This window comes from Pontibacter actiniarum (assembly GCF_003585765.1).
In the GTDB taxonomy this organism is placed as follows: Bacteria; Bacteroidota; Bacteroidia; order Cytophagales; family Hymenobacteraceae; genus Pontibacter; species Pontibacter actiniarum.
In genome coordinates this window covers 3,973,289-3,995,308 of record NZ_CP021235.1, presented here as the reverse complement: position 1 = coordinate 3,995,308, position 22,020 = coordinate 3,973,289, and the positions used below count along the sequence as shown (strand labels likewise).

The window sequence follows — 22,020 nt, the reverse complement described above, 5'->3', positions numbered from 1 at the left end:
GGCTTTAATAGTAAGCTTTTGTGAAAGAAGTTTAGCGCTACTTTCCCATTCTCATGTACTCCAAAGTCATTGTCAAAGCTTATAAAGTCTGAAAGTCTATGTGATCGAACATAGTTTATAAGTTAATGATACGTCCTAACTACATCAAACTCTTTTTCTATAGCCTTATCATAGACCATATCTACGGCTCTTATATCATCTAAAAGAGCTTCTTCATTATTTATATGATGCTTAACGGTTGGGCTAAAAAGCTTTTTAATGCTTTTTGGGTGGTGTTGGCGGTTCGCGCTTTTTGCTTATTCCATTTCTTTGTCATAAATATTAGAATAAGTATTCAACTTGATGAAAAAAGCTATCAATAAATCTCCATTGCCCACCCTTATCTCCAAATATTAGGATTTCATAATTATCTCCTTCATAGATGAGCCGAAGAGTGATTTCTTTTTCAAATAGCTCATTATTAAATAAAATTGAGATTCCTAAAGTAACTTCTGAAATTGCTGGTGAGCAGTCAATAATTTTTACTATTCTGTAATCTTTGATTGATTTACCCTCTAAAGCTTTTCTTACCTTACCTGCCTCCTTTTTGAGATTAATGGGAGCCTTTGAGAATTGATGAATTTGTTGGGCAATACCACCAAAATTTTTCTTATTCCAAAGTTCTATGAATTTAATGGCAGCCTGTTCTGGTGTAAAGCTTTCATAATCAGAGGAGCTGCCATTTTCAGGAAGGTCAACACCAACAGTTAATTGCCTTGGCTTCCATTCTCCAACCTTTCGACTGACTACCTCTGTTTTCTTTTTACTCTCCGAATAATCATTTATCGATTGCTTCAATTGAGAAAGACTTTCAGTAAATGATAAATTAGGTTCTGGTGGTGGTGGATTTCCTTTTCCCTGCTTTAAGGCGAATGCCCAATCTTTTATTGCAAAAACAGCTGCCCAACATTTAGCTGTAATTGTTTTATTTGCAAATCCTAAATCTCTGCCGTGTAAGATGCCGTGCCTATATGGTAAAAGCATTTCTTCAGTTGTTGTTTTTTTTCTGCTATCGCTAAATATAGTCTTCAGTGCCGTTAATCCAGTACTGTGAGCCGCTATAGAGTCCCAAGCTGTTAAATTTGTTTTCTCGGCAAAAAATCCTTTTTCTTTGTCGATGTCATTAACTGCACCGTCAATCATCATTAGTAAATTTGGAACTACTGAATGATATCGTTCTGCTAATGTATCTTCATAAGCAAGTAGAAAGAAATTATATCTAATTGAAAAAGCTTCGATTCTTCTAAGTTGATGCACCAGCCATTGCATTTTATCTGAGCTGTAGTAATCTACTAATCCTTGCTCTGCTACTTCAAAACAACCTTTTTCAGCTAACTCAATTGAAGTTAGCATCAAATCTGAGTTCATAGATTCGTGTGCAATCCAGCCACTCTTAGAAAAGTGTTCGTTAAATCTATCAGGGCTTTTTGAGAGAAGTTCCAGTTGCTTTTTCATTTCTGGCAAAGCACTAAACGCTTCGTCTACCTTTTCATTTTTAATTCCTAAAACAGAAAGGAACTTTGCAATTGTATGAAAAGCTTCTGCTCCCTGTAAGTCCTTCTTTAGTTTCTGATAAGAAGGGTTATTTTCAATTTTATCATTACCCATTTCCATTTGAATTATAGCTTTAGCATGACCGCCAACGTCTCATATAAAAACTGTGCGAGCCGGCGAGCTTGATTGTCCGCAGAACAATCAGGCGTTGCAAGCAAGCACGGACTTTCGATTCGAGACAGGTTTAAGCATTGTTTTTATATATTGTTACCCAACGTTTTTTTGATTTTACCGATTTAAAGAAAACTTCTTCCATAACTTCTTTTTCTTTTTCAGAGTTATAATTAATTGAAGCACTAAAAATTTTATTATCAACTAAAGAATTATAAATGTCTTGCTTAATAATTAATTCACCTGTAGTTTTATCGTAAACCTGGATTTGTATTTTATTGAAACTTATATCTCCAATTGTGGTTTCTGATGTCTGTAATTTGTATTGTGTGTTCTTCAAATTAGAATAAGTCTGATTTATAGTCCTGACTAAAGCTTCTTGTAGTTTTGGAAAAGTCAGATTTGTATTGTTCATTGAAGTTACTGAAGAACTGAAAAAGTTGTCCTGACCTTTTCGAAACGTGATTAAATTTAAGTCAGTGGGCACGTTTTTAAATCCTTCTGGAGCTGTAATCATTCTATTTCTCAGATCCGTACTTTGTTCCAGTTTGTCGTCAGTTTCAACAGTATATTCTTCTGGAATATCAATATTCTAATCAAGCTGATTGGAATAATAGGTCCGATCAATTATTTCACCAGAGGCTATAATCCTCTTTTCCTTGGAGTTACATCCAAGAATCAAAAGCATTAATATTAGTATAGTCTGTTTCATCAAATGTTGGGTAACTAAAGTATATAAGTAATAATATACGGTTTACTGTTGATTTCTGCAGATAACCGTAATCGTATTACCGAATATACTATTATGTATATTCAATTAGTACCTTTTAAAACAAAAAAAGACAGCCCCTGTGGGGCTGCCTTTCCTTTATCCGCACAAGTATAAATCTTTTGTCTAACGTCTACTATCTAACGTCTTACTTCTTCAAGCTGCCGATCATGTCTTCTGGCTTCACCCACTCGTCGAACTGCTCGTTGGTAAGCAGGCCAAGGTCGATGGCTGCCTGGCGAAGCGTAGTACCCTCTTTGTGGGCTTTCTTCGCGATCTTGGCGGCGTTGTCGTACCCGATGTGCGGGTTAAGGGCAGTTACCAGCATCAGCGAGTTCTCCAGGTTGTGCTTGATGCGCTCTCTGTTTGGCTCGATACCCACGGCACAGTGCTTGTCGAAAGAGTCGCAGGCATCGCCGATCAGCTGGGCGCTCATCAGCAGGTTGTAGATCATCACCGGCTTAAACACGTTCAGCTCGAAGTGGCCGTTCATGCCGCCAACCGAGATGGCCACGTCGTTACCGATTACCTGGGCGCAAACCATGGTCATGGCCTCAGCCTGCGTTGGGTTTACCTTACCCGGCATGATAGAAGAGCCCGGCTCGTTTTCCGGGATCGTGATTTCCGCAATACCAGAGCGTGGGCCAGAAGCCAGCAAACGGATATCGTTGGCGATCTTCATCAGGGAAACAGCCAGCTGCTTCAACGCGCCAGAAGTTTCTACCATGGCATCGTGTGCGGCCAGCGCCTCGAATTTATTTGGAGCCGTACGGAACTCGTGGCCCGCGTACTGAGAAATCTTCTTCGCTACCAGTTCTGCATAGCCCTCCGGCGTGTTTAAGCCTGTACCTACGGCAGATCCGCCCAGCGCGAGGTCTTTCAGGTGATCAAGCGTGTTGTTGAGCGCCTTCATCCCGTACTCCAGCTGCTTCACATAGCCCGACAGCTCCTGGCCCAGCGTCAGCGGCGTGGCGTCCATCAGGTGCGTGCGGCCAATCTTCACCACGTCCATAAACTCCTCAGACTTCGCTTTCAGCGTGTCGTGCAGTTTCTGTACCATTGGCAGCGTGTGCTCCACCACTTTTTTGTAAGCGGCAATGTGCATGGCTGTCGGGAAGGTGTCGTTAGAAGACTGCGACTTGTTCACGTCGTCGTTCGGGTGAATTTTCTTCTTCTCATCCATCAGGTCGCCGCCCAGCAGTACGTGTGCGCGGTTGGCTACCACCTCATTCACGTTCATGTTCGACTGTGTGCCTGAGCCTGTCTGCCACACCACCAGCGGGAACTGGTCGTTCAGCTTGCCCTCCAGAATCTCATCGCATACCTGAGAGATGATCTCGGCTTTGTCCTGCGCCAGTACGCCCAGCTCAGCGTTAGCCTGTGCGGCTGATTTCTTAAGTATAGCAAAGGCCTCTACCACCTCCTGCGGCATACGCTGGCCGCCAATGGTGAAGTTTTCTTTCGAACGCTGTGTCTGCGCGCCCCAGTATTTGTCTGCAGGCACCTCGATAGGGCCCATCGTGTCTTTCTCTACGCGAACTTGCATGTCAGTTTATGTTTGGTTTATAGGATTACTCTGTACGTAGCAAAACTATAAAATATTCTGTAAAGAGGCTTTTCGAAGGAAAGAGAATTGTGGGGCCTTGTGCCAGCGGAGGCAGGTGCTGGAGGTATTGCGCCCCTTCTCTACTAGTCGGCCCGGTCTGGCGCGCTAACCGGGAGGTGACCAGGAAGGAACTGCCGGTACGGTGCTGAACTACTGTAGCGTAGGCTCCATGCTTTACAAATAGCAAAGGCCACACCGCCAAGGCACCCGGGCAACAGGTGAAAAGAAGCGGCACCTGGATGAGGAAAAAAGAAAAGGCAAGGCCCCAAAAGCAGCCTTGCCTTACTTGCCTGGTTGGCAAAGAATGCTTTACCGGATCACCCGCTGCCCAGACTGCTGCGACAGCAGCGCTATCATCTCCAGCGGCACAGGCTTCAGGTAAGAGGTGTTTACGGTGGTCTGGTCGTTAAAAGTGATCAGGTAAGCCCCTTCCTCTCCCAGGAAATGAATCGTCTGGATATCCTGCATCTGGTAAGAGCGCTGCTCCAGCAGTAGGTTCGATATCTTCACCTGCTGCTCATTTATGGTTACGTGCCAGCGCATGGCATACCAGGCTACCAAACCCGAGATTACCAGCATCAGTGCCAGCAGTACGTTGTAGATTCTATTCGACCTGTGGCCCTCCACACTGCTCATGTAGCTTTTGTACAGGTCATAGTCGTGGCCTAACAGGGCGCTTTGCACCAGGCGCAGCGGCAGCACCGCCAGTGTCAGGCCCAGCAGCAGCCCCGGGGCAAAAAGAGCCCGGAAGTTAGGCGTGAGCACGTACAGCTGCTCTTTGGAGGCGTGGATGATGCTGGCGAGCAGCGCCAGCGATCCGGAACTGAACACCGCCAGAAGGCAGGCGAAAAAGAAATAGGCAATAGTAAGCTTTAGCTCCTGCTTTTGGAGATACTTCGCCTCATCGGCAGAAACAGCCGGTGCATGAGGTGCCGGTGACAGGCGGCGCAACGCGAAACGAACAACCGGCAGCAGTACGGCAACGGCAAAAAAGGCAATCAGCAAGCTTTTGAGAATCTCCAGCATAGGGTAAGTGTTGACACCGCAAAGTTAATACGGTATCCCCAATTTCCGATAGATAAAACCCAGTAACCACGCCGGGCCAATCATCAGGAACTGCAGGTCCTTTAGAAAGGACGGTTTTTTGCCCTCTACTTTATGCCCGTAGAACTGCCCGGCCCAGGCCAGCACGAAGATAACCAGGCAGATAAGCCAGAGCGGCGTGTCGAAGCTCGCCTGCACCGCGTGCACGGCCCACAGTACCACTGCGCAAACCAGCGCCATGCCCAGAAACATCCCTACCGACAGGCGCAGGTAAAACAGCAGCCCCAGCGCCACCACCACCGTGCCGAAGTGCACATACGGCTGCACCTGAGGCGGGAAAGGCGCTTTCAGGGCCCCGCTTGGGATACTGGCCAGCAGCCCAATAACGCTGAAGAAGATCAAGGGCACGCAAACCCAGTGGATAAGCTTGTTCGTATGGTTCTGGTGGCTTTGGCCGTACTCGTCAAACCATTGTTGCATTGTTCTCATAGGGGAGTTCTTAAAGCTGTTCGAAACTGCCGGTGGCTGGCTGCTTAAGCTAAAAGAAAAATACGCAATTGCGCCCACATATCAAACTGGGTACAGGCTATTTATCAGGAGCCTAGGTTTTATTTGAGCCCCTGAATTGAACTTTTTGTATTGGCTGTGGATTTGAATTTTCATACATTTGAAGTAGAACAGAAACATATGCCGGGTGGCCTGCAACAGCTGTTGCGGTTATAAGATTTCTAATAATCCCTTGGCATTAATCCGAAACGCATGAAATTCGCCAGACTGGCTTCCTTTATAAGAGATTATTTTATTGCGGTTTTCTCTTTCCTGCTCATTTTCCTGCTTACCTTTTTTATTTATTCTGAAACTAAGAAGAAGGCAGAGGAGCGAAGCGCCAAAATGTTCTCCCTCCGGGCCGAGCAGGTGACGGAGTCCATCAATAAGCGGATGCGCGACTACATTCAGATCCTGATCGGAGGCAAGGCGCTGTTTATTTCTGCTGATACGGTTACGCGCAAGGACTGGCACACCTATTACAAAACCCTTAACCTGGAGGAGAACTACCCGGGCATGCAGGGCTTTGGCTATGCGGTGGTGCTCAATGCAGACAACGTTCCGGCGCACGTTAAGATGATTCGGAAAGAGGGCTTTAAGAACTACGGCATATACCCGGAGGGTAAGCGGGATGTGTATACTTCCATTGTTTACCTGGAGCCGTTCTCTGACCGCAACCTGCGGGCCTTCGGGTATGATATGTTCAGCGAGCCCGTCAGGCAGTCGGCCATGCGCATTGCCCGCGACACCAGGCAGCCGGCCATGTCAGGCAAGGTAAGGCTGATGCAGGAAACAGGTAAAGATGAGCAGGCGGGCTTCCTGATCTACCTGCCCGTGTATGAGAATAATGCAGAGCCGGAGTCTATCCAGGAGCGCCAGCGGCTGATCAAAGGCTATGTGTACAGCCCCTTCCGGGCCAAAGACCTCATGATGGCCGTGCTCACGGATGATTTCCAGGACCTGGATGTGGAGGTGTACGATGGCAGCAAGCTGGCCAAAGAAGACCTGCTGTTCAGCACCGACTCCACTCTCTACTACCACACCGACCACGACAGGGAGTACAGCGAACTGAACACCATCACGATCGGGAACCATACCTGGCGCCTCTACATATCGGCCAAAGCCGGCTTTAGCAGGTCCGCAGACTCTGAGCTCCCATACTTTATACTTCTGGGAGGCAGCATTATCAGCTTCCTGATGTTCTTTATCATCTGGTCGCTCTCCAACACGCGCCGCTCCAACCGCCTGAAGCAGACCATTACCGACAACGCCACGGCCGCCCTCTTCATCATAGACGAGAAAGGGTACTGTACTTTTATGAACCCGGCAGCCGAGGAAATGACCGGCTTCACGTTTGAGGAGATGCAGGAGAAAACGCTGCACGACATGGTGCACTACAAGTACGCCGACGGCTCGCCTTACCCGGTGTCCATGTGCCCGATCCGTAGCGCCCTGACTATAAACAAGCCGATGCGCGCCTATGAGGACATGTTTGTGCGCAAAGACGGGACGATGTTCAATGTGATGTGCGCCGTGCAGCCGATCGTGGAGAGCGGCAGCGAGAGCTATGCCATCATAGAGGTGCGCGATATCACCGATGAGAAGCAGGCGCAGCAGGCCATTATCGAGAGCGAGGCCCGGTTCCGGAACATGGCCGACAGTGCCCCGGTGATGATCAAGGTCATGGATGACGCCTCCAACTTCCTGTACGTTAACAAGCAGTGGCTCGACTTTACCGGCATCAGCTTCGAAGACACCATTAACATGAGCTGGAAAGAGGTGGTGCACCCGGACGATATCGAGGAAAAGGAAAGGCTAACAAACGAAGCGATAAAAGAGCAGGTGGTGTTCCGGGTGGAGTACAGGATGCGCCGCTTCGACGGGGAATACCGCTGGGTGGTGGGCACCAACACGCCTCGTTTCGGGGCAAACGGCGATTTCCTGGGCTACATCGGCTCTGTGATCGACATTACCGAGATAAAGGAGGCGGAGCGCAAGGTAAAGCAGAACGCCGAGCTGTTGCAGAAGCTGTTCCTGGAGGTGCCGGCAGTGGTGGGCCTGGTGCGCCACCCGGACTTCCAGTACGTGCTGGCCAACCCGCAGTACCGCAAACTGTACGGCAACCGCCCGCTGGTGGGCAAAACCATTTACGAGGCGCACTCCGAGCAGGAGGGGCGCGGCTTCTTTGGGCGCTTAGAGGAGGTTTTCCGGACAGGGCAGCCGTTTATCGGCAACGAGGTTTCGACGGCGATAGACCGCAACAACAGCGGAGAAGTGGTGTACGGTTACTTCAACCTGGTGTACCAGCCTCTGATTGACCCGGACGGGAAGGTGGAGGCCGTGCTTGTGTTTGCCGTAGAGGTAACCGAGCTGGTAAATGCGCGAAAAGAGCTGCTGCTGACCAATGACGAGCTGAGCGGGAAAAACGACGAGCTGCTGCGCATCAACAACGACCTGGATAACTTTGTCTACACCGCCTCGCACGACCTGAAGTCGCCGATCGCCAACATGGAGGGGCTGGCCACGCTCCTCCGCGACATCCTGCAGGGCAAGCTGGAGGCGGAGGACATGCAGGTGCTGGATATGGTGCAGAACGCCATCAACAAGCTAAAAGGCACCATCGCCGACCTGGCAGAAATCACAAAGGTGCAAAAGGAGCTGCACTCATCCGTGGAGCCGCTCTCGTTTGAGCACATGCTGCAGGACATTACCGCTGATATCAGTGGCATGGTGCAGGAAGCCGGCGCTGTGTTTAAAACAGACCTGCAGGTAGAGAATATCCTGTACGCCCGCAAAAACCTGCGCAGCATTATCTATAACCTGGTCAGTAACGCAATCAAGTATAAAGCGCCGCAGCGAAAGCCTGAGGTGTGCATCAGCACCTACCTGCAAGAGGGCTATGTGGTGCTGGAGGTGAAGGACAACGGCCTCGGCATTAAGAAAGAGCAGCAGCACAAGCTGTTCAGCATGTTCAAGCGCCTGCATTCGCATGTGGAGGGCACGGGTATCGGCCTGTATATTGTGAAGCGCATTATCGAAAACAACGGCGGCAAGATTGAGGTAGAGAGCGAGCTCGGCAAAGGGACCACGTTCAGGGTATACTTTAAGGAGGCGGCTGTGGTGCAGGAAGTATAGCCGCCAGGCTTGCACGGGTACGTACTTGCAGCAGGGATATCTGCCACGCCTGCTGGAGCAGAAGGAGATGCATGCGTAAGGCAGAAAACCTGCGCAGCAGGGGCAGGAAACTGATCTTTCTGCCCCTTTATTTTGTTCTGGATAGATGGGGATACATCTGAGGAACGATCACCGAAACACGACTAACAACATTTAATGGCTAAGATAAAAACATCCTACTTCTGCCAGAACTGCGGCGCACAGTCAGCCAAATGGATTGGCAAGTGCCCGGCCTGCGGCGAGTGGAACACCTATGTAGAAGAGGTGGTGCAGCGCGAGGAGGTAACTCCTACCACCGCCTGGAAAGTGGGCACCAGCTCTGCGCAGGTGTCCAACAAACCCAAACCCATTGCCGATATCAGTTATCAGGAGCAGCAGCGCATTGTTACGCAGGACCAGGAACTGAACCGGGTACTGGGCGGCGGCATTGTGCCGGGCTCCATGGTGCTGATCGGCGGCGAGCCGGGGATTGGCAAAAGTACCCTGATGCTGCAGATCGCCCTGAGCCTGCGCGGCCTGAAGGTGCTCTATGTGAGCGGAGAGGAGAGCGAGCAGCAGATTAAAATGCGCGCCGAGCGCCTCCTGGCCCAAACCTCCGACTGCTTTATCCTCACCGAAACCGGTACGCAGAATATTTTTAAGCAGGTAGAGCAGATTCGCCCGCAGGTGCTGATCATCGACTCCATCCAAACCCTCCACTCCTCTTTCATAGAGGCGGGTGCGGGCAGCGTCAGCCAGGTGCGCGAGTGTACGGCCGAGCTTTTGAAGTTTGCCAAAGAGAGCGGCACGCCGGTTTTCCTGATCGGCCACATCACCAAAGAAGGGAATCTGGCCGGCCCGAAGATACTGGAGCACATGGTGGATACGGTGCTGCAATTTGAGGGCGACCGCCACATGACCTACCGTATCCTGCGCACCACAAAAAACCGCTTCGGTTCCACCTCCGAGCTGGGTATTTACGAGATGATGGGCTCAGGGCTGCGCGAAGTGAGCAACCCGTCGGAGATCCTGATTTCGCAGCGCGAGGACGCCTTTAGCGGTATTTCTATCGGGGCCACGCTGGAAGGCAACCGCCCGTTGCTAATAGAGGTGCAGAGCCTGGTAAGCCCTGCTACCTACGGCACACCACAACGCACCAGCACCGGTTTCGACGCCAAGCGCCTGAACATGCTGCTGGCCGTGCTGGAGAAGCGCGGCGGCTACCGCCTGGGGGCGCAGGACGTGTTCCTGAACATTGCCGGGGGCCTGAAAGTGGAAGACCCGGCGCTGGACCTGGCGGTGTGTGCCTCCATCCTCTCCTCGTTTGAGGACATGCCGATCTCGAACACCGCCTGCTTTGCCGCAGAGGTGGGCTTGGGGGGCGAGGTGCGGGCTGTAAACCGCGTGGAGAACCGCATCACAGAGGCCGAAAAGCTGGGCTTCACAGACATCTACATTTCCAAGTATAACAAGAAAGGTGTGGATTTGAGCAAGTTCTCCATTAACGTGCATGCCTACGGCCGCCTGGAGGAAGTCTTTAGCAGCCTGTTCGGGTAGAGCGGCTTGTGCTTAAAGAAGGTGCTATTTGGATTTTCTGATAAAGTATAGAAAAACGCAACGCCCCGGAATTATCTTCCGGGGCGTTGCTGTTCAAGGGCTTGTTGTTGCGGCTGCCGTGCGGCGCCAGCGCGCGCAACTAGTAGTAATCCAATAAATCTTACGCCAAAGCGATAATACCTCTGCCCCATGAAAAAGCTCTCTCTGCTGCTGCCTGCCCTGCTCCTGCTCTTTGCTACCCAACTGCTGGCCCAGGGCAAAGCCGTTATCAGCGGCAAGATCAACAAGCCCCTCTCCGATTACCTGGAGCTCATTACCTACCCTAACCCGCTGATTCCGGAGGAGGTGAAAACGGAAGTAGCACTGCAGGGCGACAGCTTCCGGATGGAAGTACCGCTGGAGGGTGCCATGGTGGCCGAGTTGCTACACGGCGACGAGGTGGTGCAGGTGTACTTGGAGCCGGGATATGCCCTGGAGCTCACCTTTAACGGCGAGAAGTTTCTGAAAACACTGAAGTACAGCGGCAAAGGGGCGAACGAGAACAATTACCTGGTGGCCTACACCAACCGTTTCGACGAAGAGGAGGATTACCAGGTACTGCCCGAGAACATCAAGCTGAATGAGCAGGAGTTCACCGAATTTCTGGACTACCGCCGCGAGGACCAGCTGAAGAGCCTGGAGAAGTATGCCGCCAAGAGCCCGGTGTCGGGCCAGTTTAAAGAGTACCTGCTGGCTGAGATGGAGTTTAGCTACGCCAAGGATAAACTGAGCTACCACCCGCTGCGGCAGCAGTCGCTGCAGGTGGCTCTTTCCAAGCCCTCTGCAGGCTTTTATACTTACCTGAACAACCTGGACATGCAGCGCCCGGCCAACCGGCTTAGCCCCTCCTTCGTGAGCTTTCTCCGCAGCTACACGGGTTACTTTGCCCAGGAGGCCGGCTATGGCGAAGCAAACGCGCAGTTTTACAAAGCCAGCTACGAGGTTGCGGCGCAGAGGCTGCAGGGCCAGGCACGCCTGATGGCACAGGCGCAGATCCTGAAGCAGTCTATCCTGTTTGGGCACCTGGCCTATACAGAGCAGATGTTACAGGATTTTACCTCCAAGAGCAAGGATGCCGCCCTTAACGCGTATTTGGCCGAAAGCTACAGTGCCAACAAAAGTTTCGCCATCGGCAGCCCTGCCCCGGACTTTACGCTCCGGCGCATAAGCGGTGACACGGTTTCGCTGAGCGACTTTCAGGGCCAGCTGGTGTATTTAAACTTCTGGCGCAGCGACTGCGGCCTTTGCCAGATGGAGCTGCCGAACCTGCAGCAGCTCATCGCCAGGTTGAAAGGGAAGAAGGCCGTGGTGCTGAACGTGGCCCTGGATACGGATGAGGCGCAGTGGCGGAAGAAGGTGCAGGACAGGAAGCTGCAGGGAGAACAACTGTTTGCCGGGGGCGCGGCTGCCGAACTGCAGCAGCGCTACAACCTGAAGGATGTGCCGGCATACTTTCTGATCGACGAGAAAGGACGCTTTATCAGCCTGAAAGCGCGCCGCCCCAGCAGCCCGGAGGCTGTGAACGACATGCTGCAGCACCTGGAGCTGCGGCAGGCCTCCCTGCACTAGCGGCTATGTTTGGCTTTGACCGGTACTGGCCCGGCCCCTGAGAAGGAGCCGGGCTTTTTTGCGTGCGCTGCCCAGTTGCCAGCCCCGTAAGTAGGGTTCCAATAACCGTTGCTTGTTTTGCTGCGTACTTAAATCCTACACCTCTGCACGTTTCAGAGGTTATTTTATACAGGATTTAAAACAAGTAATGATACTCTACTTTAACCACTAAACATATGGCATTAATCAATAAGAATGACATTGAGACGCTGCTTAATGTGCAGAACAACACACAGAACGCCTTGTGCATCTCTATATACATTCCCACGCACCGGGCAGGCAAGGAAACACTCAATGGTCAGGACCATATTCTCTTCAAGAACAAAATCAGAGAAGCCCGCAACCTGCTGCAAAGGCACGACGTGCCGGAGGCAGAGATCGAGGAATACATGAAACCAGCCGAAGAGTTGCTGAACGATAACAATTTCTGGCGCCACCAGGCGGAGGGGCTGGCCGTGTTTATCACCAAAGGCTACTCGGCGCATTACACGCTGCCTATCACCATGCCGGACGTGGTGTACGTGCTGGATCAGTTCTACATCACGCCGATGCTGCCGATCCTGAGCCAGAACGGGCGCTTCTTTATTCTGTGCCTGTACCGCGAGAAGATCGGCTTCTTTGAGGCGACCATCGAGAAAATCAGGCCGATTGACATCAGCTCGTTCGTGCCTGAGTCGATGAACGAGTCTCTGAAGTTTGACGTGAAGGGCAACGACCAGGACTTTAACACCAGCAGAACCACGGTAAACGGCACCAACATTCTCGGCAACCCCAGTGGTTTCTCTAAGGGCGACCAGCAGCATGACCGCGTGCGGGAGTTCCTGAACGATGTAGACAACAGCCTGCAGAAGATCCTGCATGATGCCCACGAGCCACTGGTGCTTGCCGGTATAGACCATTACTGCGCTATCTACCGCAAGACCAGCAACTACAAAAACATTGTGCCGGAGAACGTGCCGGTAGACGAAAACGCGGACCTGATCAATATCAAGAACATCCACGAGAAAGCGCTGGAGATTGTGAAGCCGATGATGCAGCAGAGCCACACGGAGTCGCTGACGCGCTACCAGAACGTGGCCGGAACCGGGGCGACTTCCGAAGACATTGCCACCGTGGCCGCCGAGGCAGTGCATGGCCGCGTGGACACGCTCTTTATCGCACCGAGCGAGCCGGTGTGGGGCAGCTACAACGCCAAGAGCGCCACTGCTGAGATACACAGCGAGTACCAGCGCGGCGACGACGACCTGATAAACCTGGCTGCCACGAAAACGCTGGCGCAGGGAGGTAAGGTCTTTGTAAGCAGCTACAACGGGCTGGCCGAAAGCTCCAACGGGGGTGCTAGTGTAAAAGCACTTTTCAGGTACTAAATTGCCGCTTTTTTGGCCATTAGCGCCAGATAGTATAAATTAGGGGGTAGCCACTGTGGCTACCCCTAATTCTTTGGCGGTGGCTGTTGGTTAGCCGCTGCCTCTCCTGCGTCCTGTATATGGCACTTCAACTAACGGATGGGTTTAACTTTCTATCGAAGCTGACACCGCTGCGCGCGTTTAACGCACTGCAGGTGGTGGCTAGCTACCTGTACTCCAAACTTACCGGAAAAGCCAGGCATTGGGGCTACCCCCTTAGCATTTCGCTGGAGCCGACTACCTCCTGCAACCTGCGCTGCCCCGAGTGCCCCAGCGGCCTCCGCTCCTTCTCCCGCCCCACCGGCATGCTGCAGGACGAGCTGTTCAAAAGCACCATCGATGCCTTGCACCGCCGCCTGATGTACCTGATCTTCTATTTTCAGGGGGAGCCGTACTTGCACAAGAGCCTGCTGGAGCTGGTAAAGTACGCCTCTGACCGGGGCATCTACACGGCCACATCTACCAACGCGCACTTTCTGGATGACGAGACGGCCCGCAAAACAGTGGAATCCGGCCTGGACAGGTTGATCGTATCTATAGACGGCACCACGCAGGACACCTATGCCGCCTACCGGGTGGGCGGAAAACTTGAAAAGGTGCTGGAGGGGACAAAAAACGTGGTGAAGTGGAAAAAAGCGCTGAACTCGAAAACACCGCACATCATGTTTCAGTTCTTAGTGGTGCGGCCCAACGAGCACCAGCTGGAGGACGTAAAAGAGCTGGCAAAGGAGCTGGGCGTGGACGAGGTGGTGTTTAAAACCGCGCAAATCTACGATTACGGCCAAGGCTCCCCGCTCATCCCCACCATCGACTATTACTCCAGGTACCGCAACAACGGCGACGGCAGCTACAGCATAAAGAACAAGCTGCTCAACCACTGCTGGAAGATGTGGCACTCCTGCGTAATAACCTGGGACGGGCTGGTGGTGCCCTGCTGCTTTGACAAGGATGCTGAATACAGGCAGGGCGACCTGCAGCAGCAGAGCTTTACCCAAGTATGGCGCGGCGAGAAGTACGGGCGGTTCCGGCAAACGCTGCTACGCTCACGCAGCGAAGTAGAGATGTGCCGCAACTGTACGGAAGGCACAAAAGTATGGGCCTGAACCTCGTGCCGGTTAACGGGTGCTGGCTAAAAGAGAAACAACCTTTTCGAACTATATGAAAGATCTGAATGAAACGGTAGCGCTGCTGTGGAGCAAGCTGGAGGACTGGAGCGATGATATCATCCTGATGCTGCCAAACTTGTTTGTGGCCCTCGTTCTGCTCATCCTCACTTTTTACATTGCCAAAGTAGTGCGCAACACCGTGGATCGCGTGATGGGGCGCTTCTCGCACAGCGCAGCGCTAAATAACCTGGTGACGACGCTGGTGTATCTGGGGGTGCTTGTTCTGGGTTTCTTCTTTGTGCTGAATGTGCTCAACCTCGACAAGGTCGTTATCTCGCTCTTAGCCGGTGTCGGTATCATCGGTTTGGCGTTGGGTTTCGCCTTTCAGGATATCGCGGCCAACTTTATCTCCGGGGTGATCATTGCCATGCAGAAACCTTTCGGTGTGGGCGATATGATTGAAACCAACGACTACTTCGGCATCATTGAGCGCATCACTCTCCGCACCGTGGATATCCGCAAGGTGACAGGGGAGCTGGTGAAGCTGCCGAACAAAATGGTGTTCGAAAACCCACTGACCAACTTCTCGGTCCATGGGGTGCGGCGGGTAGATGTGGAGGTAGGCGTTTCGTATGCCGAGGACCTGGAGCAGGTGCAGCAGGTTGTGATAGAGGCGCTGCAGGATGTGAAGAACCGTGTGAAGACGCGTGACGTTGAGGTGATGTACGATGCCTTCGGCGACAGCTCCATCAACTTTAAAGCCCGCTTCTGGATCAGCTACAGCCGCCAGGTGGACTATGTTGGGGCCAAAAGCGATGCCATCATCCGAATCAAGAAAGCCTTCGATGCCAATGATATCCTGATCCCGTTCCCGATTCGCACCCTCGACTTCGGTATAAAGGGCGGCGAAAAGCTAAGCGAGGAGCTCAAAACCATTTCCGCTTCCATAAAAAATGGCCAGGGCCTGAGCGGCAATGGCCAATAAGGTTCGCTGATGCAGAAACAGTAACAACAGAAAGGGCCGATATCGTATCGGCCCTTTCTGTTGTTACTTATCGTCTTTATCCAGGTTTTTGCCCAGGTCCTCTACCTGCTTCAGAAACGTGTCCACTTTTTCGTCGGCATAAGGGCCGAAGGAGTTTGAAATGGTGCCCTTCAGGCCAGACTTCGTCTCCAGCGCATACAGGATCGACATGTCATCCGGGTTGCTTTCGCCTTCGAACCGGTAGTGGTCTACAATACGCACCTCCTCTGGGCTGTACTGCTCCTTTTCGTCCATCGTACGCAGTTTGCCATCGTCCGACACTTTAAAATCATGCTTAAAGCCGTCCTTGCGGAGGCGGTTAAGTACGTTCACTAAAGATCTTTCTTCAACTTTATCTTGCATAGTATCTTATTTAAGTGGTTACAAACTCAAGTACTGAACTATACGCAAAAAGAAAGTTTAGATACAAAGGGATGCACGAAAACTGTATCTGGAGCAACGGTCAGGGGCTTTAGGCCTTTGCCTGCTGCTTCTCCAGGTCCTTCTGTATTTTCTTGAAATCAATGGTGGAGCAGGCGCCGCCGCAGCCTTTGGCACAGCCGCTTTTGGCTGCGAAGCTGCGGTAAAGCATGCGGCCCATATAGGCCACTGCTACCAGAAATATGAGCAGTATGAGGAGTTGCTGTATCATAACATTAAAACTCTGCTGAGGTATAAAAAGTTTAGTCCAGGTCTTTTTTCCAGAACTCGGCGATGGTCTGCTGCATCTCCGGGTGCACATGGCCGTTGCTGGCGATAATCTCCCGGCCAAACACAAAGTCCCCGTCTTCGGTAAACTTGCTGACCCTGCCACCTGCCTCCTGCACAATTACGGCGCCTGCCGCAACATCCCAGGGGTTCAGGTTATATTCGAAGAAGCCTTCGAACCGCCCGCAGGCTACATACACCAGGTCAATGGCGGCAGACCCCATCCGGCGGACCCCATGCGATTTAGACATGAAAGAGCCCAGCACCTGCAGGTACTGCTGCGTCAGCCCGAAGTCATGGTACGGGAAGCCGGTGGCGATGAGGCCGTCTTTCAGCGCGGGCGCGTCAGACACCTTAATGGCGGTGTCGTTGCAGTAGGCGCCGCCGCCTTTGTAGGCCCAGAAGCACTCGTCGCGGTTTGGGTCGTACACAGTGCCCAGCACGACTTTGTCGCCGTCCAGCAGGCCCACGCTCACGCAGTAAACCGGCAGGCTGTGGGTAAAGTTGGTTGTGCCGTCCAGCGGGTCGATGACCCAGTTGTAGCGCTCGCCGCGGGTGGTGGCGGTGCCCTCCTCAGTGATAAAGCCAGCCTCGGGCAGAATGCTTTGCAGCCCGTCCACCAGTTGCTTCTCCGCCTCCTTGTCTACATAAGACACGAGGTCGTTAAAGCCTTTCATTTCCACCTTGGAGCGGTCGAAGCGCTCGCCCTCTTGGCTTATAAACGTGCCGACGCTGCGGCAAAGTATGTTTAGTTTGTTCGCTGTTTCCTGTAGGTTCATATTTTCTGTTCTACACTTTGGTTTGTGACTACGGCCGTGGCCTTTTTAGAGAACCATACGGTATAAGCCGCCCGAAGTGCCAGTGCCACCACTAATGGCAGAAAGGCCGCGTGGTACAGCTGTGGCCACAGCGGCCAGCCAATAAGCACCACAGCGGCAAGTATGGCCGTTACCAGCATGTACTTCCGTACCCATTCGCGGAGCACCTGGCGGCCCAGGAAAAAGGCTACCACCGCATGTGTCGGCACTGCCCAGAGCAGGTTAAAGTTGTAGGCTGTCGCCTGGTGGTCGGTGGCAAACCAAAGCAGGAGCAGCACGATGCCCAGCAGGCCCATGAGAAAGAACAGCACCATGTCGAACACGCGGCTGCGCCGGCGCTTCACAAAATCCGCCACCGTGAGGGCCACTGTTACGAGCAGGAAAGCCCACAGCAACAGCTGCGGTGTAAACCACCCGGCCTCCATCGGTATGGGGTCGCGCTCAAAAATAACCCTGCGCTCCAGGGTCAGCGGCTTGGGCTGGCCGCCTTGGGCCAGTGTGGCGTTGGCAAACCCTTTGGAGAGGTACTCCGGCAGAAACATGTACTGGTACGGGGTGGCCTCCTGGTCAATGCGGGCGCCCAGAGCCAGGTCTATCCCAAAGTCGCCCCAAGGCTGTGGGCCCAGGTACAGGTCAATGAGGTTACGGAAGCTGTAGTCCTTGTCGAACTGGCTGATGTTGAAGGCCAGCTGGTTCGGGAAGGTCGCCTCCAGACCGTCGCGGATGCGGGTGGCGCAGTTATCGAAGAAGAAGTCGTAGAGGTAAAAGCGGTTGGCCGGAAGGTAGTTGTTTGTCAGGAAGGCCCAGTATTTTTGCTTTTCGGCCTCCGTCAGGTTCAGCTCCTGCTCATACACCGAGCGGTTATCCATGGAGTAGCTGTACACAAAATCGCGGAAGTACGCCACCGAGAGCTTGTACCTGAGCTTGCCCCGCGCGAACTTGAGGTAGAAGTTCGGCTCGTTAAAGTCGAAGGTGCCGTAGTTGAAGATGATGTCCAGGCCGGAGGCGGGGTCGTTAACGCGCACGGCGCTGTGCCCGAAGATCGCGTAAAGCTCCGGCCCGCTGGAGCAGGTGATGAGGCTGATCTTTGCCTGCGGCGAAAGCTGCATTTCCTCAAACTGTGCCCAGCTTGGCAGGGTAAAAAGGCTGAGCAGCAAAGCCAGCGTTATTTTTTTGATGTAGTTCTTCATGTTACTCCTTATCGGCTTTTCCGCCCTTGGGCGCCCCGGATACCACCAGTACAAACTCTCCTTTGATGGCTTTGTTATTGAAAATCTCAATCAACTCCTCTAAAGTTCCGTTGATGGTTTCCTCGAACATTTTCGTGATTTCACGTGAAACAGAGGCCTCGCGCTCGGCTCCGAAGTACTCTTTAAACTGCGTGAGCGTCTTGAGCAGGCGGTGCGGGGACTCGTAGAAAATCATGGTTCGCTCCTCTTCCGCCAGGCTCTGCAGGCGCGTCTGGCGTCCTTTCTTCAACGGCAGGAAGCCTTCAAAGGTGAAGCGGTCGGTGCTAAAGCCGGATTTCACCAGCGCCGGCACAAAAGCCGTGGCCCCCGGCAGGCACTCCACCTTCAGGTCGTGCTTGAGGCACTCCCGCACCAGGTAAAAGCCGGGGTCCGAAATGCCCGGCGTGCCCGCGTCAGAGATCAGGGCCATCACCTCCCCTGCCTTCAGGCGGTCCACCAGGTGGGCCGTGGCCTTGTGCTCGTTGTGGAGGTGGTGGCTGTGCATGCGCTTTTCGATGCCCAGGTGCTGCAGCAGCTTACCGCTGGTGCGCGTGTCCTCGGCAAGTATAACATCCACCTCTTTAAGCACCCGAATAGCGCGTAGGGTGATATCCTCCAGATTGCCGATGGGCGTCGGCACCAAGTATAAATTCGTTTTTTCCTGTTCCTGCATGGGGTAAAGATACGAAAAGGAGTGCTGAGTTTCGAGTTCCGGGCGCGCGGCCATGTGCGTAAGGCAGGCGATTGGCCGGCAATACGCTCCTGCTGCTACGCCAGGCGCTGCTACGCCGGCTCAAGGTTTAAGCCTCAGAGCCCGTGATGTCCCTGTAAATCTGCTCGATCCGCGCCGCCAGCCGGTGGTCCTTTTCCGTGACGGTGTTGCCGGTGTCGTGGGTAGTCAGCTCTATCTCCACCTTGTTGTACACATTGCTCCACCAGGGGTGGTGGTCCATCTCTTCGGCTACGTCTGCCACTTCGTTCATAAAGGCCATCGCCTGCTTAAAGTCTCTGAAGGTAAGGCTGCTGCTGAGCTTATTGTCCTGTTCCTGCCACATCTTTTTTATGTCGTGTTTATACTTTGATTCGCGTTTATACTTTGCGCCGGCCGGTAACATGGCTTTTGTTGCCGGCGTATAGCTATAACGTTACCCCTGTGGGGTATGTGTTTAAAGCTATGAAAACTATGGAAAACAAACCGAAATCTTTTCCGGGGCAGCGGCAGGAGCAGCCCGGCGATCAGTATAAAATGACTCCGGAGCCGGAGATTATCAAAGACTCTTACAAAGGCAGCGGCAAGCTTAAAGATAAAGTGGCCCTGATTACGGGGGGCGACAGTGGCATCGGGCGCTCGGTGGCCGTGCATTTTGCCCGCGAAGGGGCCGATGTGGCCATCGTGTACCTGGAGGAAGACAAAGACGCACAGGACACCAAAAGCATGGTGGAGAAGGAGGGCCGAAAGTGCCTGCTGATCGCCGGAGACGTGGGCGGTGAAGACTTCTGCAAAGAGGCCGTACAGCGCACGGTAAAGGAGCTCGGGAAGCTGGACATCCTGGTGAACAACGCCGGGGAGCAGCACGAGCAGCATGATATCCGGGACATAAGCGCGGAGCAGCTGCAGCGCACCTTTACTACCAACATCTTTGCCATGTTCTACTTCGTGAAGGAGGCCCTCAACCACATGAAAGAAGGCAGTGCCATCATCAACACGGCATCTGTAACGGCTTACCACGGTAACAAACTGCTGCTCGATTACTCTTCTACCAAAGGAGCCATCGTGGCCTTTACCCGCACACTGGCGCAGATGGTGGCAGACAAGAAGATACGCGTAAACGGCGTGGCCCCCGGCCCGATCTGGACGCCGCTTATCCCGGCCTCTTTTAACGAAGACAAGGTGAAGAGCTTTGGGCAGAGCACACCGCTGAAGCGCGCGGGGCAACCGTCAGAAGTGGCGCCGGCCTATGTATACCTCGCGTCAGAGGATTCTACCTATACTATTGCCGAAATGCTGCACGTTAACGGCGGCGAGATGGTAACTACCTAAACCTAAGCAGCCAGAAAAGAGTAAAACTACTTACAGGCGCTCTGCCAACAGGGCGCCACCTTAACCAAAAGAAGTACAATTATGGCTGAAGATAGAAATAAGAAGGAAGATCTAAAGAACCAGAGCCCAAACAAGAGGGGCTTCCGAGAGATAGACGAAGATACCGGTGAGCAGGAAATGCGCGCCGGGCACATAATACCGGGTGCAGACCCGCCTAAGAACGAGCACCAGCGCGGTGGTTTCGGAAACCGCGACGGCAAGGAAGGCTTTGGCAGCGATACAGCTGGCAACGGCCCCAGCGCCACCGGAGTAAACGACTTTTCCGACGACGGTGTCCCGCCAAAGGATAACCTGCGGACGGAGGAAGAAGGCCGCGGCTCGTAAATAGATTTTGAAGTAGAAGAAAGGCCGGGCAAGTATAACTGCCTGGGCCGTGATGTTGAATTAAATAAGAAGGAGGAAAAAAATGCCATCATATAAGCACACACAGCCAAGCTCAGAAAACGAAGGAAAACCAACAGGCCGCGGTCAGGACAAAGCCGCTGGCGGAAAGCCGGTGGACCCAAGCCAGACACGCGCTGAGCACGAAGAGCTGAAGAAAAAGCATACTAACGGACCGGACGATGCGGCGGGTGAAAACACCATGAAGAACAACCCGAACCGTAACACCAACAAGCCCGAGATTGACAACGGCAAGTATAATTAGAAGTACCTAACACAGATGAAAGGACAGGCACCTGCAAAAACAGGTGCTTGTCCTTTTTTTATGTGCTATCTTTGCCTGCCGCTCTGGCAGCGCAAAACATAAACCATGGCCCGCTACGCCCTTACCGACATACATGGCTGTGCCCGTACCCTTAAGGCACTGGTGCAAGACCAGCTTCAACTACAGAAGACAGACGAGCTGTACCTGCTCGGGGACCTGGTAAACAAAGGCCCGGACTCAAAAGGTGTTATCGACTATGTGCTGCACCTGCAAAGCCAGGGTTACCAGGTGCACTGCCTGCGCGGCAACCACGACCAGATGCTGCTGAAGTCTGCCAAGAAAGGCGAAAAGGCGCTCAGCCTGACGGCTACAGAGAAGAAACTGCTGCTGCAGAGCTTTAGCATCGATGCTTTCGAAGACTTGCCCAAGAAGTATGTGCGGTTTCTGAAAAGCCTCCCCTATTACATTGAGCTGCCCGACTACTACCTGGTGCACGCTGGCTTCGATTTTAGGCAGGGAAATATATTCTCTGACAAGGATGCCATGCTTAATATCCGCGACTACAAGGTAGACTGGGGTAAAATCAACAGCAAAAACCTGCTGCACGGCCACACGCCCACGGCCCTTCATGCCATCAAAAAGTCGGTGGCGCACAAAAGCCGCCAACTGAACCTGGACGCTGGCTGTGTTTACTACAAAAACGCCGCCTACGGCAACCTGGTTGCGCTCGACCTGGACTCTCAGGAGCTTTTTGTCCAGCCCAACCTGGATCGCCCTTATGCTGTCGCACGGAAGAGCTAACCCGTTCCGGCTGCTGCTCCTCGAAAAGTTTAATTCATTCTGAATAACATTGCGCGTATAGCTTTTTCTTGTAATCCCACAAGAAGGCTCCTAAAAAATTGTGCTACAGTATATTGTATTCTTCTGAGAGAAGTGATAAATTTAAATTTCACTAT

21 protein-coding genes are annotated in these 22,020 nt (G+C 52.6%); 10 read left to right on the top strand and 11 right to left on the bottom strand.

Annotation, left to right across the window (positions count from 1 at the left end; translation table 11 throughout):
* Window positions 1-321: 321 nt before the first annotated feature.
* The 5 genes from CA264_RS17205 to CA264_RS17185 all read right to left on the bottom strand — a co-directional run bounded on the left by CA264_RS17205 (window position 322) and on the right by CA264_RS17185 (window position 5,612).
* Window positions 322-1,653 (bottom strand): hypothetical protein, encoded by a 1,332-nt coding sequence (locus CA264_RS17205; protein WP_025608632.1) that lies wholly within the window; start codon window positions 1,651-1,653, stop codon window positions 322-324.
* A gap of 124 nt (window positions 1,654-1,777) precedes the next feature.
* Window positions 1,778-2,221: a hypothetical protein gene (locus CA264_RS17200; RefSeq protein WP_157593732.1), complete on the bottom strand. Its 444-nt coding sequence runs from the start codon at window positions 2,219-2,221 to the stop codon at window positions 1,778-1,780.
* 400 nt (window positions 2,222-2,621) lie between these two features.
* Window positions 2,622-4,019 (bottom strand): class II fumarate hydratase, encoded by a 1,398-nt coding sequence (fumC, locus tag CA264_RS17195; RefSeq protein ID WP_025608630.1) that lies wholly within the window; start codon window positions 4,017-4,019, stop codon window positions 2,622-2,624.
* A gap of 369 nt (window positions 4,020-4,388) precedes the next feature.
* Entirely contained in the window at window positions 4,389-5,105 is a 717-nt protein-coding gene (locus tag CA264_RS17190) for a hypothetical protein (RefSeq protein ID WP_025608629.1), read from the bottom strand.
* Between the two features lie 24 nt (window positions 5,106-5,129).
* Window positions 5,130-5,612: an Mpo1 family 2-hydroxy fatty acid dioxygenase gene (locus CA264_RS17185; protein ID WP_025608628.1), complete on the bottom strand. Its 483-nt coding sequence runs from the start codon at window positions 5,610-5,612 to the stop codon at window positions 5,130-5,132.
* A 270-nt stretch (window positions 5,613-5,882) separates the two neighbouring features.
* Here CA264_RS17185 and CA264_RS17180 point away from each other — a divergent pair, with 270 nt between their 5' ends.
* The 6 genes from CA264_RS17180 to CA264_RS17155 all read left to right on the top strand — a co-directional run bounded on the left by CA264_RS17180 (window position 5,883) and on the right by CA264_RS17155 (window position 15,523).
* Complete coding sequence (locus CA264_RS17180; protein ID WP_025608627.1) at window positions 5,883-8,804, top strand: CHASE domain-containing protein; 2,922 nt, start codon at window positions 5,883-5,885, stop codon at window positions 8,802-8,804.
* Window positions 8,805-8,999: 195 nt separating this feature from the next.
* Window positions 9,000-10,379 (top strand): DNA repair protein RadA, encoded by a 1,380-nt coding sequence (radA, locus tag CA264_RS17175; RefSeq protein ID WP_025608626.1) that lies wholly within the window; start codon window positions 9,000-9,002, stop codon window positions 10,377-10,379.
* Window positions 10,380-10,568: 189 nt separating this feature from the next.
* Entirely contained in the window at window positions 10,569-11,987 is a 1,419-nt protein-coding gene (locus tag CA264_RS17170) for a TlpA family protein disulfide reductase (protein WP_025608625.1), read from the top strand.
* A 215-nt stretch (window positions 11,988-12,202) separates the two neighbouring features.
* Complete coding sequence (locus tag CA264_RS17165) at window positions 12,203-13,393, top strand: baeRF3 domain-containing protein (RefSeq protein WP_025608624.1); 1,191 nt, start codon at window positions 12,203-12,205, stop codon at window positions 13,391-13,393.
* 119 nt (window positions 13,394-13,512) lie between these two features.
* Entirely contained in the window at window positions 13,513-14,535 is a 1,023-nt protein-coding gene (locus CA264_RS17160) for an SPASM domain-containing protein (RefSeq protein ID WP_025608623.1), read from the top strand.
* A 55-nt stretch (window positions 14,536-14,590) separates the two neighbouring features.
* Window positions 14,591-15,523 carry a mechanosensitive ion channel family protein gene (locus CA264_RS17155; RefSeq protein WP_025608622.1) on the top strand — a complete coding sequence of 311 codons (933 nt, stop codon included), beginning with the start codon at window positions 14,591-14,593 and terminating at the stop codon, window positions 15,521-15,523.
* Between the two features lie 63 nt (window positions 15,524-15,586).
* Here CA264_RS17155 and CA264_RS17150 read toward each other — a convergent pair whose 3' ends face one another.
* The 6 genes from CA264_RS17150 to CA264_RS17125 all read right to left on the bottom strand — a co-directional run bounded on the left by CA264_RS17150 (window position 15,587) and on the right by CA264_RS17125 (window position 19,372).
* On the bottom strand, window positions 15,587-15,925 hold the full coding sequence (locus tag CA264_RS17150; RefSeq protein ID WP_025608621.1) for a hypothetical protein: 339 nt from the start codon (window positions 15,923-15,925) through the stop codon (window positions 15,587-15,589).
* A 109-nt stretch (window positions 15,926-16,034) separates the two neighbouring features.
* Complete coding sequence (locus CA264_RS17145; protein ID WP_036777221.1) at window positions 16,035-16,214, bottom strand: FeoB-associated Cys-rich membrane protein; 180 nt, start codon at window positions 16,212-16,214, stop codon at window positions 16,035-16,037.
* Between the two features lie 31 nt (window positions 16,215-16,245).
* Window positions 16,246-17,049 carry an inositol monophosphatase family protein gene (locus CA264_RS17140; protein WP_025608620.1) on the bottom strand — a complete coding sequence of 268 codons (804 nt, stop codon included), beginning with the start codon at window positions 17,047-17,049 and terminating at the stop codon, window positions 16,246-16,248.
* Complete coding sequence (locus CA264_RS17135) at window positions 17,046-18,278, bottom strand: Lnb N-terminal periplasmic domain-containing protein (protein ID WP_036777220.1); 1,233 nt, start codon at window positions 18,276-18,278, stop codon at window positions 17,046-17,048. The genes CA264_RS17140 and CA264_RS17135 overlap by 4 nt, the downstream gene beginning before the upstream one ends.
* Before the next feature lies 1 nt (window position 18,279).
* On the bottom strand, window positions 18,280-18,990 hold the full coding sequence (gene rsmI, locus CA264_RS17130; RefSeq protein WP_025608618.1) for a 16S rRNA (cytidine(1402)-2'-O)-methyltransferase: 711 nt from the start codon (window positions 18,988-18,990) through the stop codon (window positions 18,280-18,282).
* 127 nt (window positions 18,991-19,117) lie between these two features.
* Window positions 19,118-19,372, bottom strand: coding sequence for a 4a-hydroxytetrahydrobiopterin dehydratase (locus CA264_RS17125; protein ID WP_025608617.1), 255 nt, complete (start codon window positions 19,370-19,372; stop codon window positions 19,118-19,120).
* A 119-nt stretch (window positions 19,373-19,491) separates the two neighbouring features.
* On the opposite strand from CA264_RS17125, the gene CA264_RS17120 reads away from it, so the two are divergent.
* The 4 genes from CA264_RS17120 (at window position 19,492) to CA264_RS17105 (ending at window position 21,865) form a co-directional block, all read left to right on the top strand.
* Window positions 19,492-20,358, top strand: coding sequence for an SDR family oxidoreductase (locus CA264_RS17120; RefSeq protein WP_025608616.1), 867 nt, complete (start codon window positions 19,492-19,494; stop codon window positions 20,356-20,358).
* 81 nt (window positions 20,359-20,439) lie between these two features.
* Window positions 20,440-20,742 (top strand): hypothetical protein, encoded by a 303-nt coding sequence (locus tag CA264_RS17115; RefSeq protein ID WP_025608615.1) that lies wholly within the window; start codon window positions 20,440-20,442, stop codon window positions 20,740-20,742.
* 82 nt (window positions 20,743-20,824) lie between these two features.
* Window positions 20,825-21,064 (top strand): hypothetical protein, encoded by a 240-nt coding sequence (locus tag CA264_RS17110; RefSeq protein ID WP_025608614.1) that lies wholly within the window; start codon window positions 20,825-20,827, stop codon window positions 21,062-21,064.
* A 105-nt stretch (window positions 21,065-21,169) separates the two neighbouring features.
* Window positions 21,170-21,865: a metallophosphoesterase family protein gene (locus CA264_RS17105; protein WP_025608613.1), complete on the top strand. Its 696-nt coding sequence runs from the start codon at window positions 21,170-21,172 to the stop codon at window positions 21,863-21,865.
* Window positions 21,866-22,020 lie beyond the last annotated feature (155 nt).